15 protein-coding genes are annotated in these 14,261 nt (G+C 41.7%); 2 read left to right on the top strand and 13 right to left on the bottom strand.

Annotated features, from left to right (window positions below):
• Positions 1–23 precede the first annotated feature (23 nt).
• The 6 genes from proW to nrdH all read right to left on the bottom strand — a co-directional run bounded on the left by proW (position 24) and on the right by nrdH (position 6,671).
• Positions 24–1,109, bottom strand: a complete 1,086-nt coding sequence (gene proW / locus EAE91_RS12160; RefSeq protein ID WP_214088721.1) for a glycine betaine/L-proline ABC transporter permease ProW — start codon at positions 1,107–1,109, stop codon at positions 24–26.
• Positions 1,102–2,301: a glycine betaine/L-proline ABC transporter ATP-binding protein ProV gene (gene proV / locus EAE91_RS12155; protein ID WP_214088720.1), complete on the bottom strand. Its 1,200-nt coding sequence runs from the start codon at positions 2,299–2,301 to the stop codon at positions 1,102–1,104. Before proV ends, proW begins: the two co-directional genes overlap by 8 nt.
• Positions 2,302–2,895: 594 nt before the next feature.
• The gene (nrdF, locus tag EAE91_RS12150; RefSeq protein ID WP_214088719.1) at positions 2,896–3,855 is read right to left on the bottom strand and encodes a class 1b ribonucleoside-diphosphate reductase subunit beta; all 960 of its coding nucleotides are present in this window, start codon (positions 3,853–3,855) and stop codon (positions 2,896–2,898) included.
• Between the two features lie 21 nt (positions 3,856–3,876).
• Positions 3,877–6,006, bottom strand: a complete 2,130-nt coding sequence (nrdE, locus tag EAE91_RS12145; RefSeq protein WP_214088718.1) for a class 1b ribonucleoside-diphosphate reductase subunit alpha — start codon at positions 6,004–6,006, stop codon at positions 3,877–3,879.
• A 13-nt stretch (positions 6,007–6,019) separates the two neighbouring features.
• The gene (nrdI, locus tag EAE91_RS12140; RefSeq protein WP_214088733.1) at positions 6,020–6,427 is read right to left on the bottom strand and encodes a class Ib ribonucleoside-diphosphate reductase assembly flavoprotein NrdI; all 408 of its coding nucleotides are present in this window, start codon (positions 6,425–6,427) and stop codon (positions 6,020–6,022) included.
• 13 nt (positions 6,428–6,440) lie between these two features.
• Positions 6,441–6,671: a glutaredoxin-like protein NrdH gene (nrdH, locus tag EAE91_RS12135; RefSeq protein WP_214088717.1), complete on the bottom strand. Its 231-nt coding sequence runs from the start codon at positions 6,669–6,671 to the stop codon at positions 6,441–6,443.
• Between the two features lie 331 nt (positions 6,672–7,002).
• Here nrdH and EAE91_RS12130 point away from each other — a divergent pair, with 331 nt between their 5' ends.
• Both EAE91_RS12130 and cspE read left to right on the top strand, forming a co-directional pair.
• Entirely contained in the window at positions 7,003–7,464 is a 462-nt protein-coding gene (locus EAE91_RS12130; protein WP_214088716.1) for a methylated-DNA--[protein]-cysteine S-methyltransferase, read from the top strand.
• Between the two features lie 219 nt (positions 7,465–7,683).
• Complete coding sequence (gene cspE / locus EAE91_RS12125; RefSeq protein WP_021323071.1) at positions 7,684–7,893, top strand: transcription antiterminator/RNA stability regulator CspE; 210 nt, start codon at positions 7,684–7,686, stop codon at positions 7,891–7,893.
• 76 nt (positions 7,894–7,969) lie between these two features.
• Here the strand turns inward: cspE and crcB are convergent, their stop codons facing one another.
• The 7 genes from crcB to mrdB form a co-directional block, all read right to left on the bottom strand.
• On the bottom strand, positions 7,970–8,344 hold the full coding sequence (gene crcB / locus EAE91_RS12120) for a fluoride efflux transporter CrcB (protein WP_214088715.1): 375 nt from the start codon (positions 8,342–8,344) through the stop codon (positions 7,970–7,972).
• 138 nt (positions 8,345–8,482) lie between these two features.
• Positions 8,483–9,448, bottom strand: coding sequence for a lipoyl synthase (gene lipA / locus EAE91_RS12115; RefSeq protein WP_011145615.1), 966 nt, complete (start codon positions 9,446–9,448; stop codon positions 8,483–8,485).
• A 110-nt stretch (positions 9,449–9,558) separates the two neighbouring features.
• Positions 9,559–10,200, bottom strand: coding sequence for a lipoyl(octanoyl) transferase LipB (lipB, locus tag EAE91_RS12110; protein WP_376744724.1), 642 nt, complete (start codon positions 10,198–10,200; stop codon positions 9,559–9,561).
• A 130-nt stretch (positions 10,201–10,330) separates the two neighbouring features.
• On the bottom strand, positions 10,331–10,594 hold the full coding sequence (gene ybeD / locus EAE91_RS12105) for a DUF493 family protein YbeD (RefSeq protein ID WP_011145617.1): 264 nt from the start codon (positions 10,592–10,594) through the stop codon (positions 10,331–10,333).
• Between the two features lie 157 nt (positions 10,595–10,751).
• Positions 10,752–11,963 carry a D-alanyl-D-alanine carboxypeptidase DacA gene (dacA, locus tag EAE91_RS12100; protein ID WP_214088714.1) on the bottom strand — a complete coding sequence of 404 codons (1,212 nt, stop codon included), beginning with the start codon at positions 11,961–11,963 and terminating at the stop codon, positions 10,752–10,754.
• A 161-nt stretch (positions 11,964–12,124) separates the two neighbouring features.
• Positions 12,125–13,135 carry an endolytic peptidoglycan transglycosylase RlpA gene (gene rlpA, locus EAE91_RS12095; RefSeq protein ID WP_214088713.1) on the bottom strand — a complete coding sequence of 337 codons (1,011 nt, stop codon included), beginning with the start codon at positions 13,133–13,135 and terminating at the stop codon, positions 12,125–12,127.
• A gap of 13 nt (positions 13,136–13,148) precedes the next feature.
• The gene (gene mrdB / locus EAE91_RS12090; RefSeq protein ID WP_214088712.1) at positions 13,149–14,261 is read right to left on the bottom strand and encodes a peptidoglycan glycosyltransferase MrdB; all 1,113 of its coding nucleotides are present in this window, start codon (positions 14,259–14,261) and stop codon (positions 13,149–13,151) included.

Genomic DNA, 14,261 nt, shown 5'->3' with positions numbered 1-14,261 from the left:
GGTTTGATAGGTGTTTTTGAAGGTTATGCTTTTTGGCTGAATAAACGGGTAATTAATCCAATTGGTCCGGTGGCATACCAGCGATTTACCCCTTTAGTTCGGTTATCGCGGCCAAGAGACTGTGTTAGGCGATCAAGGAGAATCGCCAGAATAACAATCCCGACGCCACCTACTGCGGCAAGTCCCATATCAAGGCGGCCAATGCCTCGCAAAACCATCTGGCCTAAACCACCAACTGCAATCATTGATGCAATAACAACCATTGATAGGGCCAGCATCAGGGTTTGGTTGACACCGGCCATAATGGTTGGCATAGCCAGAGGTAACTGAACTTTAAACAGCATCTGGCGAGGGCTGGCACCAAAAGATTCGGCTGCTTCTATCAGATCTGTCGGAACTTGTTTGATGCCTAAAATTGTCAGACGGACAATCGGGGGTAGAGCAAAAATAATGGTGACGATAACCCCAGGTACGTTACCGATGCCAAACAGCATGACAATCGGAACCAGATAGACGAATGCTGGTGTGGTTTGCATGGCATCAAGCAGAGGTTGGATGATTTTTGCAGCTCTCTTGCTGTGTGCCAGCCATATACCAAGTGGTAAGCCAACGATAATGCAGAACAACAGCGATGTCAGAGCTAGTGATAGAGTGACCATTGCTTCAGACCATGCGCCTATTGCACCAATAATTACCAGAGAAATCAGCGCGGTAATACCCATACCAATGCCTGATAACTGCCAGGCAATCAGGGCAAAGAATAGAATGGCAATAGGGGCCGGTATTGAAGTCAAACATTGTTCAAAGCCACTGAGAACGAAATCAATGGGGACGCGTATTCCCTGAAATGCAGGACGAAAATTTAGCACAATCCAATCAATAGCATGGGTTACCCATGAATCTAAGGGGATAAGTGGGTGTTGGAATGGGTCCATGATATTGAAATGTTCAGGCTGTACCGTAGCTGCGGGGGCATCCAGCCAGTCAAAACCCGTTGAATTGTCAGCACTGGTCCCGTTGCTCCAGGGATCTGTATTATCGGCAGCGGTGGAAGGGGTATCCTGTGTATTCTGTTCAGGCTGAGTTTGATGTTCGTTTTGGTTACTCATTTGGTGTCTCCTTATCTAATGCCTGCAACAGCATCCCTTTGGAAATAACGCCGATATATTTGTCGTTATTTCCAACAACCGGAACCGCACAAGGTGATTGTGCTACAACAGCAATCAGCTCATTGAGGGGCATATCCGCGGCAACCGCGGGCGGTTCCGCCAATATGGCGTGTTCGATAGGTTTTTTTTCCCGTAATGCTTTTTCCAATGAATTTGTGGAAACTATACCGGCGAATTTTTGCCCATGTTCGATCAGGTAACCATAGTTTCTGTTTTCGTCATCGAGGACTTTCAATGCAGAAAGAGGACCAAAACCGGGTGCAATATGAAGCAGGGAGTCTGGACGACGACGGGCAATATCTTTAGCACTAAATACATGGCTGATATCTACGCCACGAAAGAAAGTTTTCACATAGTCATTTGCCGGATTATTCAGGATTTCGTCAGGTGTGCCGACTTGTACAACAACACCGTCTTGCATAATGGCAATCCGATCGCCGATGCGCATGGCCTCATCTAAGTCATGAGAAATAAAGACAATAGTCCGCGGCTGATTGCCTTGCAGACTGAGTAATTCATCTTGCATTTCTGTACGAATTAATGGGTCAAGGGCAGAAAACGCTTCATCCATTAGCAAAATATCTGGGTTATTAGCGAGTGCTCTGGCAAGCCCGACACGTTGGCGCATTCCACCTGAAAGCTCATCCGGATAGGATTGCGCATAATTTTCCAGGTTTACTTGCTTCAATGCGTCCAGCGCTTTTTGATCGCGCTCTTGTTTGGCGATACCAGCAAGTTCCATACCAAAGGCGCTGTTTTCCAGTACGTTTAGGTGTGGCATCAGTGCAAATGATTGGAAAACCATACTGATTTTGTTACGGCGAATTTCTCTTAACACTGTTTCTGAAATTTCAGAAATATCTTCACCGTCAATTAATACCTGGCCGCGAGTCGGTTTTATCAGACGATTGAGAAGGCGTACCATTGTGGATTTGCCGGAGCCTGATAATCCCATGATGACAAATATTTCGCCTTCTTCAATGGCCAGATTGGCATTTTGTATACCAACAGTCATGCCTGTCTTTTCAAATATCTGATCTTTGTTTAAGCCTGAATTCAATAATTTGAAAGCATATTCTGGATGATCGCCAAATATCTTATAGAGGTTTTTAACTTCAAGTTTAATTGCCATGAAATAGTTACTTTCCTTTCAATGGTTATGTAATGGTGTTATGCATTATTCATCTCTGCATGATTCATTGAATATATATACCCTAACATACTGAGAGAGCCTGACAACCCTATGTTAATGATAATTAATGTAAAAAATGGTAATATTAAATGATTTAAATTAGATATATTTGTAGTAATTTCATTGTTATTGGCCATTTATTTCATATAAATTAATGTGGTTATTGAAAGGATAATTTCATTCTATGTTGCTGTTATTAATATATTTTTACATTTAATTACCAAATGAATCATTCGCTATATCGTAAATGGAATCGATTATTAGTTTATAGTGTTGATTATATCTAATTGGAATGAAATTTAATTTAAAATCAATTAGCTATATTAATGTTTTTTGTTGTTTCGGATGATAATAAGAGGTGGAGATGGCAAAAAATATCCATAGAAATGGCAACAATCATGAAAAAATGCCATAAAAATATAGGGTTCTTATGGCGTTTTATCGTTTAAAAAACAAGCTCAATAATATGGCGATTAAAATATTAGAGTATTATGGTTATTTTGAAGTATTCTATATAAAATCAAATTATTCTCTTTAGAAATTCCAATCTTCATCCTCAGTATTAACTGCTTTACCGATAACATATGATGAACCTGAACCAGAAAAGAAATCATGGTTTTCATTGGCATTTGGTGATAATGCAGAGAGGATTGCAGGGCTGACATCTGTCATTTCTGGAGGAAATAAGGTTTCATAGCCAAGATTCATTAACGCTTTATTGGCATTATAATGCAAGAATTTTTTAACATCTTCACTCCAGCCAATAATATCATAAAGCTCTTCTGTATATTTAATTTCATTTTCGTATAATTCTAATAATAATGAAAAAGTGAATTCTTTAATTTCTTTTTTCTCTAATGTTGAATATTTATTTAATGATTGTTGGAGTTTATATCCAATATAATAACCGTGGATGGCTTCATCTCGGATAATTAGTCGGATTAAATCGGCTGTATTTGTTAATATTCCTCGGCTTGACCAATACATAGGTAAATAGAAACCTGAATAGAATAAAAATGATTCAAGAAAAACACTGGCGACTTTTTTCTTTAATGGATGATGATAACTATAATGATTTAATATAATTTTGGCTTTATTCTGTAATGAAACATTCCTTTCACTCCAGCGATAAGCATCATCTACATCAGTTGTTAGGCATAATGTTGAAAAAATAGAACTATAAGAACGTGCGTGAACGGCTTCCATAAAGCTAATATTGGACATAACCGCTTCTTCGTGAGGTGTCAGAGCATCTTCCATTAGCGCTGGAGCGCCAATCGTATTCTGAATCGTATCCAGCAGTGTCAGCCCGGTGAATACCCGAATAGTCAGCTCTTTTTCTTCTGTCGTCAGGGTATTCCATGAAGGAATGTCATTGGATAATGGAATTTTTTCCGGTAGCCAAAAATTAGTTGTCAGCCGGTTCCAAACTTCTAGATCTTTGTCATCTTCAATTCGGTTCCAGTTAATTGCGCGTATGGGATTACTAATCATAATAAATTTCCAGAATTCGTTTTACAGTGAACATGAAACACAATCTTGTACTTCTGTGCCTTCCAGAGCAGTTTGTTTCAGGCGGATGTAATAAAGTGTTTTAATTCCTTTACGCCAGGCATAAATTTGCGCTTTGTTAATATCACGGGTAGTGTCATCGTCTTTGAAGAAAAGTGTCAGTGATAATCCTTGGTCGATGTGTTGAGTGGCGGTAGCATAGGTATCAATAATCTTTTCCGGTCCTATTTCGTAAGCATCTTGGTAATATTCAAGATTACTATTCGTCATAAATGGTGCCGGGTAATATACTCGTCCTGTTTTACCATCTTTACGGATCTCAATACGGGATACAATCGGGTGAATGCTTGAGGTTGAATTGTTGATATATGAAATAGAACCTGTAGGCGCAATAGCTTGGAGATTTTGATTGTAAATACCGTGAGCCATAATTGAGGCTTTTAATGCAAGCCAGTCTTGTTGATTAGGAATGGTTATTCCTGCTTGTTCAAACAATTGAGCGACCTTTTTTGTCTGAGGTTGCCATGCTCTTTCTGTATATTTATTGAAAAATTCACCACTGGCATAACGAGAATCTTTAAAACCTTTAAAGTAACTATCGCGCTCAATGGCGATCTGATTGGAAGTACGCAGAGCGTGATAAGTGACGGTGTAGAAATAGATATTGGTGAAATCTATTCCCTCGTCAGAACCATAATGAATTTTTTCCCTTGCCAGATAGCCGTGAAGATTCATTTGCCCCAAACCAATAGCATGAGAATCCTGATTTCCTTTTTCGATGGAAGGAACTGAACGGATATGGCTCATGTCTGATACCGAGGTTAAAGCACGGACGGCCGTTTCAATTGAGAGGGCAAAATCAGGTGAATCCATAGTATGAGCAATATTCATTGATCCCAGATTACAACTAATATCTTTTCCAATATGGCGGTAACTTAAATCATCTTCATATTCGCTGGCACTGTTAACCTGTAAAATTTCGGAACATAAATTACTCATATTAATCCGACCTTTAATCGGGTTAGCATTATTCACCGTGTCTTCATACATAATATAGGGATAACCAGACTCGAATTGGAGCTCAGCTAACGTCATGAAAAATTCACGGGCATTGATTTTTGATTTCCGAATGTGTTGGTTATTCACCATTTCAGCATATTTTTCTGTAATGCTAATTTCAGACATTGGCACACCATAAACCCGTTGAATATCATAAGGTGAGAATAGATACATATCTTCATTATGTTTAGCCAGATTAAAAGTGATATCAGGAATAACGACGCCAATAGAGAGTGTTTTTATACGGATTTTTTCGTCGGCATTTTCCCGTTTTGTATCCATAAAACGGAGAATATCGGGGTGATGGGCATGAAGATAAACCGCACCTGCACCTTGACGTGCACCGAGTTGATTGGCGTATGAAAATGCATCTTCCAGCATTTTCATCACTGGGATAACACCTGATGATTGATTTTCAATCATTTTTATCGGTGCGCCCGTTTCCCGCAGGTTACTGAGTAAGCATGCGACACCACCACCACGTTTTGAAAGCTGTAATGCTGAATTCACTGAACGTCCGATGGATTCCATATTGTCTTCAATACGCAGCAGGAAACAGGAAACCAATTCTCCTCGCTGTTTCTTACCGCAATTAAGAAAGGTTGGCGTTGCTGGTTGAAAACGGCCACTGATCATCTCATCCACCAGACGACAAGCCAGCATCTGATCGCCTTGGGCCAGGGTCAATGCTACCATGCATAGCCGATCTTCATAGCGTTCCAGATAACGTTTATTATCGAAGGTTTTCAGAGTATAGCCGGTATAATATTTGAATGCGCCCAGAAAGGTTTGGAAGCGGAATTTTTTGCTATAGGCTTGCTGAAAGAGTTTTTTAATAAAAGCAAAATCGTATTGCTCCAGCACGCTTGTTTCGTAATATCCCTCTTGTTGGAGGAAATCCAACTTCTCTTTTAAGCTATCGAAAAATAGCGTGTTTGGATTTACATGTTGGCTAAAGTAGTCATGAATAGCCAGTTTGTCTTTATCAAATTGAATCTTTCCTTCACTATCGTACAGATTGAGCAGGGCATTTAAAGCATGATAATCCTGTTGTGCATTAATTTGAAAAGTCATAATTACGTGTTCTCTAAAATGAATCATGTTGCCAGAATCTTTGGATACCTTGGTGTACCCGTTGTACATCTTCTTCAGTACCTAACAGTTCAAAACGGTATAGGAGGGGGATTTGACATTTCTCTGAAATTATCCGTCCAGCAATGCCGTAAGCTTCGCCAAAGTTTGTATTCCCGGCCGCGATGACTCCCCGGATTAATGCTCGGTTTTTGGCGATATTTAAAAACCGGATCACTTGTGGTGGAACAGCACCTTTGGCACTGCCACCACCATAACTGGGTGTCAGTAAAATGTAAGGAGAGGTTATGTTTAATAGGCTGCCTGATTGATTGATCGGAATACGAAGGGCTGGTATCTCCAGTTTTTGAACAAATCTATGGCTATTACTGGATGAACTGGAGAAATAGATCAGCGGATTTATGTTCATAATAAACCTATAAATTCTCGGTTAATGCGTTGATTTTATCAGGACGAAATCCTGACCAATGCTGTGTGCCTGCGACAACCACAGGAACTTGCTGGTAGCCCATAGCACGGATAGTCGCTAAAGCCTGCGGATTTTCGGTCAAATCGACAATCTGATAAGGAATGTTTCTTCGGCTTAGCACCTGATAGGTTGCGTTGCATTGTACGCAATCCGGTTTGCTATAAATGGTAATGCTCATTAACGACTCCTTTGTCAGTTTGTGGGCATGTAATGGCAAAATTTGGTTCATGAGTAATAATTTTACTAAAGGCCATAACTTGAACTATACTATATATAGTGAAATTTTATTTCAACCATACTATATATGGTGTTAATTTTACATCGAGTGACTATCATTAAAATTACAATGTTGGTTATTCTCTGTTTGTTGGCAAGTTTTTCGTCTTTAGACAAGTTTAAGTTTTCTAGTCGGTGGTAAGGGAGCAACTGAATTCATCATTGCAATTTGTCGAAAAGACGATTTACTCTAATCCCTATAATGATTGATATTTTTTTCAATGGAGGTGGTTATGTATCATCACTATTTTGATACACCCAAAGGATTTCCTAAACCGTATATTCATATCACTGCGGATGATAAGGGGGTGACCAGTCTATATTTTGTTGATGAAAAAACAGCGCCCGAAGTAAAAAATGATATTACTAAGCAGTGCGTGAAAGAGTTACGAGGATATTTTGCGGGTAAGCGTACTGAGTTTTCTGTTCCACTCAACCCAACAGGAACTGAATTCCAGCAGCGTGTATGGTTACAGCTATGCAAGATCCCATTTGGAGAAGTATGGAGTTATAAGCAGCTTTCATTAGCATTAGGTTCTGTTAATTATTGTCGCGCGGTAGGAATGGCTAATTCCCGGAATCCAATCTCATTAATTGTGCCTTGTCATCGTGTTATTGGACATGATGGTAAATTGGTGGGATATACCGGAGGTTTGAATATTAAAAGTTGGCTATTGGAGCATGAAAAAACCTAGTCATTTGTTTATTAGATAAATTGTGTGATAAAAGACCAGGGAGGGTTATAGATATTTATATATGTGTATTATTTAGTAGTAAAACTAAATTAAAGATAACATCTATCGTATTTTATTATGCTTTTCGTGATCTTGGTTGTAGACAATGAACCAACTTATTTGCTGTACTGTATGTGACACAGATTTTGTGTCTTAATTTTCACGTTAAAGGTAAGTTTGATGTCAAAAATTAAAGGTAACGTTAAGTGGTTTAATGAATCTAAAGGATTCGGGTTTATCACTCCAGAAGATGGTAGCAAAGACGTATTCGTGCATTTCTCTGCTATTCAGAGTAACGGATTTAAAACTTTGGCAGAAGGTCAAAAAGTAGAGTTTGAAATCACTGACGGCGCTAAAGGTCCATCTGCTGTAAACGTTGTCGCTATCTGATTTTAACTCCGTATTTCGAAAACCCGTTATTTCAACGGGTTTTTTTTGGCTTGTGTGATATGTAGGTAATTTTAATTTAAAGTTCATGCATCAATACAAAAGCTAACATGGTCATTAATAATGACCCAAAAAGATTAAGCAAAATTGTTCCCAGTGCCCATCCCAGTTTCCCTTCTTGTAACAGATAAACAACTTCAACAGAAAATGTGGAAAAGGTTGTTAAACCTCCACAGAAACCGGTGGTCAACATCAATTTCCAAGCCGGATCGAGATGGGTAGATTTATTAAAATAGGCCAATCCCAGCCCGATAATTAATGCACCGATACAGTTAACGGTAAGGGTGCCAATCGCGATATTAGAAAAAATATTATTAAGGCGGAGGCTGATAAACCAGCGTAATACGCTGCCTAAGCCACCTCCGATAAATACAGCCAGAATAATATTAATCATAATATACCCGTCATCTTTCAAGTTGCCTCTTTGTTGACTGCACTCGCTCACCCCGGTCACATAGTTTGTATGCTCCCGGGGATTCACTCCCTTGCCGCCGCGATGCAGCTTGAAATCCATAGGGTATAAGAAACTGGGTTATTTGACCTCTTCACCTTTGGCCTGCAAGTCAGCATGATAAGAAGAACGGACAAATGGACCACAGGCGGCATGGGTGAAACCCATAGCTAACGCTTCTTCTTTCATTTCATCAAATTCCTGTGGGCTGACGTAGCGCTGTACCGGTAAATGATGACGACTAGGCTGTAGATATTGGCCCAAGGTCAGCATGGTAACACCGTGGCGGCGCAGGTCACGCATAACGTCAAGAATTTCTTCGTTAGTTTCACCGAGGCCGACCATCAGACCTGATTTAGTTGGAATATCAGGGTGGGCTTCTTTAAACTTTTCAAGTAATTTTAGTGACCACTCATAGTTTGCTCCAGGGCGCACTTGACGGTAAACCCGGGGTACGTTTTCCAGGTTATGGTTAAAGACGTCGGGCGGTGTCGCTGTCAGTATTTCAAGTGCGCGATCCATACGCCCACGGAAGTCAGGCACTAAGGTTTCAATTTTGATGGATGGATTTTTTTCACGAATAGCAGAAATGCAATCAGCAAAGTGTTGAGCGCCACCGTCACGTAGGTCATCACGGTCAACGGAGGTGATGACAACGTAGCGCAGAGCCATATCTTTAATGGTTTGTGCCAGTTTTACCGGTTCGTTGGTGTCAGGTGCCATTGGGCGGCCGTGTGCAACATCACAGAAAGGGCAACGACGGGTGCAAATTGCGCCAAGGATCATGAAGGTTGCTGTACCGTGATTGAAGCATTCGGCCAGATTAGGGCAGGACGCTTCTTCACAAACGGAATGCAGACCATTTTTGCGCATGGCAGATTTGATGCCCTGAATGCGGCTGGAATCCGCAGGAAGTTTGATTTTCATCCACTCAGGTTTACGCAAGATTTCTGTACGTTCGGTCATCACTGTTTTGACAGGGATCAGCGCCATTTTGTCTGCGTCACGGTACTTAACGCCGCGTTCCATCTGAATTGGTTTACTCATAATCGTGCCGGTTCCAGTGTTAAATTCATCAGGTTGAGATTTATCATTCAATCTACTGTATGATAAGCTATTAAAAAATTTTTGAAAAATGTTAAAAAATTATAGCATCTTTAATTGTTCAGTTTAAATCCTAACTGTTGGCAAAATTTCTCCACCAAAATAGGTTGTACTTGCTCAACAGTAATTCTAGGAACTAAGTCACTGAGTTGAATCATTTTCATGCCAGCATAGCCACAAGGGTTAATACGTAAAAAGGGTTCTAAATCCATTGCGATATTGAGGGCTAATCCGTGGAAAGAACAACCTTTACGTATCCGTAATCCAAGAGAGCAAATTTTGGCTTCATTGACGTAGACACCAGGGGCATCCGGACGGGCATAGGCTTCCACACCAAAGTGAGCAAGGGTTTTAATGACAGTATCCTCTATCGCCGTAACCAGTTGCCGTACACCAATTTTGGCGCGTTTGATGTCAATCATGACATACATAACTTGCTGACCAGGGCCATGATAGGTGACTTGTCCACCACGATCGGATTGAATAATCGGAATATCACCGAGGGACAGCAAATGTTCAGCTTTACCTGCTTGTCCTTGAGTAAAGACTTTTGGATGCTGTACCAGCCAGATTTCGTCAGGTGTATTGGTATCTCGCTGCTCAGTAAACAAGTGCATTGCATCAGAAATCGGCCCGTAGGGTTGTATTCCTAATTGACGTAAGAAAATCGTTTTATGTTGCAATTGAAACTTCATTTGATAGCTATAAGATTTGGTCAGTATAACCCTCGGAAGAGGTTCTCACCAGTTTAGTGCGCCTGAAACAGTGGTATTTCTGATAGATAAAGAATCCCCTGTGAAATTATAGGGGATTCTTTGGCTTCTATTACAACACGACCCGTACCAGTTCAAGGTTACCTAACTCTTCATACAGCGTTTCTACCTGTTCAATATGAGTCGCATTGATGGTAATGGATACTGAGTGGTAGTTGCCTTTGCTGCTTGGTTTTACTTGTGGAGAGTAATCGCCCGGCGCATGGCGTTGAACTACTTCAACGACCTGATTGACTAGCTCAGGTTCCGCCAAGCCCATCACTTTGTAAGTGAATGAACAAGGGAACTCAAGTAGTTCATTTAATTTCGTTTTCATGGGCGCTCCTGTTTTGCTTTCCGCGATATGTACGGTCAGTGTTTTCTGTAAAATTTAATACTTTCCCCCGTTTTAAAACGCGGGGGTGCTTATTGCGATCGGGCGGTAGCCCGATTCGCTTTGGCGGGCTCTGTTTATCGCTTAATTATCTCAAGAATTAGCCAAACCAATGATGAAATAGTAGCTTGATGTAATCGATAAAGCGGCTAAAGATGCCGCCTTCTTTTACTTCATTCATGACGACTAAAGGCCGCTGTTCAATAGTCTTGCCATCAAGTTGAAAGTTGATAGTACCGACGACTTGACTTTTCGTCAGGGGCGCATGTAATTCACTATTATTCATGACATAGCTGGCTTTCAGATCTTTCAGACGACCTCGGGGAATAGTCAGATAAACATCTTTATCAACACCTAACTGAACCCTATCGTTATCTCCAAACCAGACGGGTTCAGAAGCAAATTCTTTGTTTGCTTGCACAGGAGCAACAGTTTCAAAGAAACGGAAACCCCAAGTTAGGAGTTTCTTACTTTCTGTTTCCCGGCCTTTATGAGTGTGGCCGCCTAATACCGCAGAGATCAGACGCATATCGCCTTCCGTTGCAGAAGCAACCAAGTTATAGCCCGCAGCGCTAGTGTGACCGGTTTTGATACCATCGACATTCAAGCTTTTATCCCACAACAAGCCGTTACGGTTTGTCTGGCGAATATTGTTGTAGGTAAACTCTTTTTCTTTGTAGATGGCGTACTCTTCGGGCACATCACGGATCAGAGCTTGACCAATCAGCGCCATATCGCGGGCAGAGCTGTATTGGCCTTCTGCATCCAGACCATGAACGGTTTTGAAATTCGTATTCTTTAATCCAAGGGATTTCACATAACCATTCATTAAATTAACGAAAGACTCTTGGCTGCCGGCAACATAATCTGCCATTGCAACACAGGCATCGTTACCGGATTGCAAGTTTATACCGCGGGATAACATAGAAACCGAGACCTGATCGCCTGGCTTGAGGAACATCAGGGAAGAGCCTTTAAATACCGGATTACCGGTTGCCCATGCATCAGTACCAACAGTGACCATATCATTTGGGTGGATTTTGCCTGATTTAATGGCTTGACCAATAACATAACTGGTCATCATTTTTGTCAGACTGGCAGGATCACGGTGGGCATCTGCATTCATCTCAGCCAGAACTTTGCCTGAATTGTAGTCGATAAGGATATAAGCTTCCGCATCGATTTGAGGCACGCCTGGGATCATCGTTTTCAGGTTGACATCATTTCCATCGGCAAAGGCAGAAGCACTTATTGCCAGCGCCATACCCAAGGTGGCGCTTTTTATAAAATGAGAAGTGGTTGTATATTTCATGGTCGGTTGGACAGCATCCGTGAGAAAAGGTTGATATCGAGCCACATCATAGCAAATGAAAAAAATAGTGACATTGCCAAATTTTGACAAGACTCAGGTTTACATTTTTTTACTCCTCTTACTGATATCTGAATCAAAGTGAGATATCAGTAAGAAAACGATTAGGGACTGACGATAAAAGAAGATTGTTGTATCTGGTCAGCCAGTTTTTGTTGTAAATCGGCAGCTTGCTGGCGATTGTTGAATGGCCCCAACTGTACACGATAAACGTTACTGTATTGAGTTATGCGTCCTTGAACATTAAAGCGTTGAGCTAGTGTTTGTTGCCACTCTTTTGCTCGTTGTTCACTGCTAACAGCGCCAACCTGAACCATAAAACCATTTGCTGAGGCGGTTGTTGGCGCGGTTGCTGTCGAAGTACTGTTTGTAACAGGTTTAGGGGGTTGCAGCTTCATTGCGGGTAGTTGACCGGTAGTTTCCGGTTGTGCCATCGATGATTGAGCCTGTCCCACCGGCTGATTTGTTAAAGGCTGGCTGCCAGTCTGATCAGGAACGTTCTCCATTGTTGGTGTTCCCAGCGGGCTGGTTGTCAGCATTGGTCTACCCGGTAGAGCGTAACTCTGTTTAACTATCTGGCTGCCAATGGTACCGGGACCAGATACAGAACCGTCTTGGGCAACCTCAATAAAATCAACTTTGACTTTGGTACTTTGCGTCAGGTTTAAGCGTTCAGCGGAAGCTTTCGATAGATCGATAATCCGTCCTGGTTTATAAGGACCACGGTCATTGACTCTAACAATCATCATACGGCCATTGCTCAAGTTGGTCACCCGGACATAACTTGGAATTGGCAGGGTAGGATGGGCGGCTGTCAGCGCATAAGGATTAAAACGCTCACCAATTGCGGTCATTTTGCCGCTAGATTCTTCACCGTACCAACTCGCATAACCTGTTTCACTGAACTGAGAAGGATCTTGCACAATGTGATAAGTATGTCCGTTCACCTGATAATCATTATTGGCGCTAGGGTGATAAGGCTCGTAGCGAGGTTCTGCTCCCAGAACATCCTGCGTTGGTACTGCTGGTAACGGGGAAGGTTTTTGTTTGTCAGGAGTAGTACAGCCGGATAGCAGGGCTGCAATCATGCCAAGTATAAGCCAGTGTTGACGCATTGAAACCTCTTCTCTATAAACTTTTAGACAACAATTTTCGGTGTGTGTGAATCGACATAATAATGCCGAAACCAGCCATTAAGACAATTAACGCTGAGCCGCCATAACTGACAAATGGCAAGGGAACGCCTACTACAGGCAGGATACCGCTCACCATGCCGATATTGACGAAGATATAAACAAACAGGATTAACACTAGACCGCCGACCATAACCCGGCCAAAAGTGTTCTGTGCCCTGGTTGCGATGGCCAGTCCGCGTGTAATTAATAACATATATAATGCTAATAACAGTAATACGCCAATTAAACCAAGTTCTTCCGACAGTACAGCAAATATGAAATCTGTATGACGTTCTGGCAGGAATTCTAATTGAGATTGTGTTCCTAATAGCCAACCTTTACCTGATAAACCACCGGAGCCAATCGCGATTTTTGATTGAATAATATGATAACCCTTGCCTAGTGGATCGCTTTCTGGATCAAGTAGCATCATGACGCGATCGCGCTGATAGCCATGCATCAGGAAGAACCACAAAATGGGAATAAAACAGGCTAACAGCAGAGCTGCGATACCAATCAACCGCCAACTCATGCCCGAAAGGAACAGGACGAATAGACCGGAAGCCGCGATGAGAATTGAAGTTCCCAAGTCTGGCTGAGCGGCGACCAGTAAAGTCGGCAGAAAAATGAGCATCAGCGCGATGGTGGTATTTTTCAGCGATGGGGGACATAAATCGCGGTTCATAAAGCGTGCGATCATCAGTGGTACTGCGATCTTGGCAATCTCAGAAGGTTGGAAGCGGATAATGCCTAAATCCAGCCAGCGTTGCGCACCTTTACTTATTTGCCCGAAAGCATCGACAAAAATCAGTAAAATGACACAAACAATATAGAGATGGGGTGCCCAGCTTTCATAAACTCTTGGCGGAATCTGCGCCATGATGAGCATGATAACCAGCCCCGCGCCAATTTGGCCAATTTTGCGCTCCATCATACCCATATCTTGACCGCTGGCACTCCACATAACAAAAGCGCTGTATATCAGCAAGGCCAAAATGCACAGTAGTAACGGTAAGTCGATATGTAATCTGGTCCAGAGAGGAACCCTTTTTTGATTTTCTGTCAT

This window comes from Photorhabdus noenieputensis (genome assembly GCF_018448935.1).
Classification (GTDB): domain Bacteria; phylum Pseudomonadota; class Gammaproteobacteria; order Enterobacterales; family Enterobacteriaceae; genus Photorhabdus; species Photorhabdus noenieputensis.
This window is presented reverse-complemented; position numbering and strand designations above follow the sequence as displayed.

What these genes read in the sequence shown, in the direction of transcription:
- proW (WP_214088721.1), bottom strand. Translation starts at nt 1,109, where the DNA reads ATGAGTAACCAAAACGAACATCAAACTCAGCCTGAACAGAATACACAG.
- proV (WP_214088720.1), bottom strand. Translation starts at nt 2,301, where the DNA reads ATGGCAATTAAACTTGAAGTTAAAAACCTCTATAAGATATTTGGCGAT.
- nrdF (WP_214088719.1), bottom strand. Translation starts at nt 3,855, where the DNA reads ATGATTAGTAATCCCATACGCGCAATTAACTGGAACCGAATTGAAGAT.
- nrdE (WP_214088718.1), bottom strand. Translation starts at nt 6,006, where the DNA reads ATGACTTTTCAAATTAATGCACAACAGGATTATCATGCTTTAAATGCC.
- nrdH (WP_214088717.1), bottom strand. Translation starts at nt 6,671, where the DNA reads ATGAGCATTACCATTTATAGCAAACCGGATTGCGTACAATGCAACGCA.
- EAE91_RS12130 (WP_214088716.1), top strand. Translation starts at nt 7,003, where the DNA reads ATGTATCATCACTATTTTGATACACCCAAAGGATTTCCTAAACCGTAT.
- cspE (WP_021323071.1), top strand. Translation starts at nt 7,684, where the DNA reads ATGTCAAAAATTAAAGGTAACGTTAAGTGGTTTAATGAATCTAAAGGA.
- crcB (WP_214088715.1), bottom strand. Translation starts at nt 8,344, where the DNA reads ATGATTAATATTATTCTGGCTGTATTTATCGGAGGTGGCTTAGGCAGC.
- lipA (WP_011145615.1), bottom strand. Translation starts at nt 9,448, where the DNA reads ATGAGTAAACCAATTCAGATGGAACGCGGCGTTAAGTACCGTGACGCA.
- lipB (WP_376744724.1), bottom strand. Translation starts at nt 10,200, where the DNA reads ATGAAGTTTCAATTGCAACATAAAACGATTTTCTTACGTCAATTAGGA.
- ybeD (WP_011145617.1), bottom strand. Translation starts at nt 10,594, where the DNA reads ATGAAAACGAAATTAAATGAACTACTTGAGTTCCCTTGTTCATTCACT.
- dacA (WP_214088714.1), bottom strand. Translation starts at nt 11,963, where the DNA reads ATGAAATATACAACCACTTCTCATTTTATAAAAAGCGCCACCTTGGGT.
- rlpA (WP_214088713.1), bottom strand. Translation starts at nt 13,135, where the DNA reads ATGCGTCAACACTGGCTTATACTTGGCATGATTGCAGCCCTGCTATCC.
- mrdB (WP_214088712.1), bottom strand. Translation starts at nt 14,261, where the DNA reads ATGACAGAAAATCAAAAAAGGGTTCCTCTCTGGACCAGATTACATATC.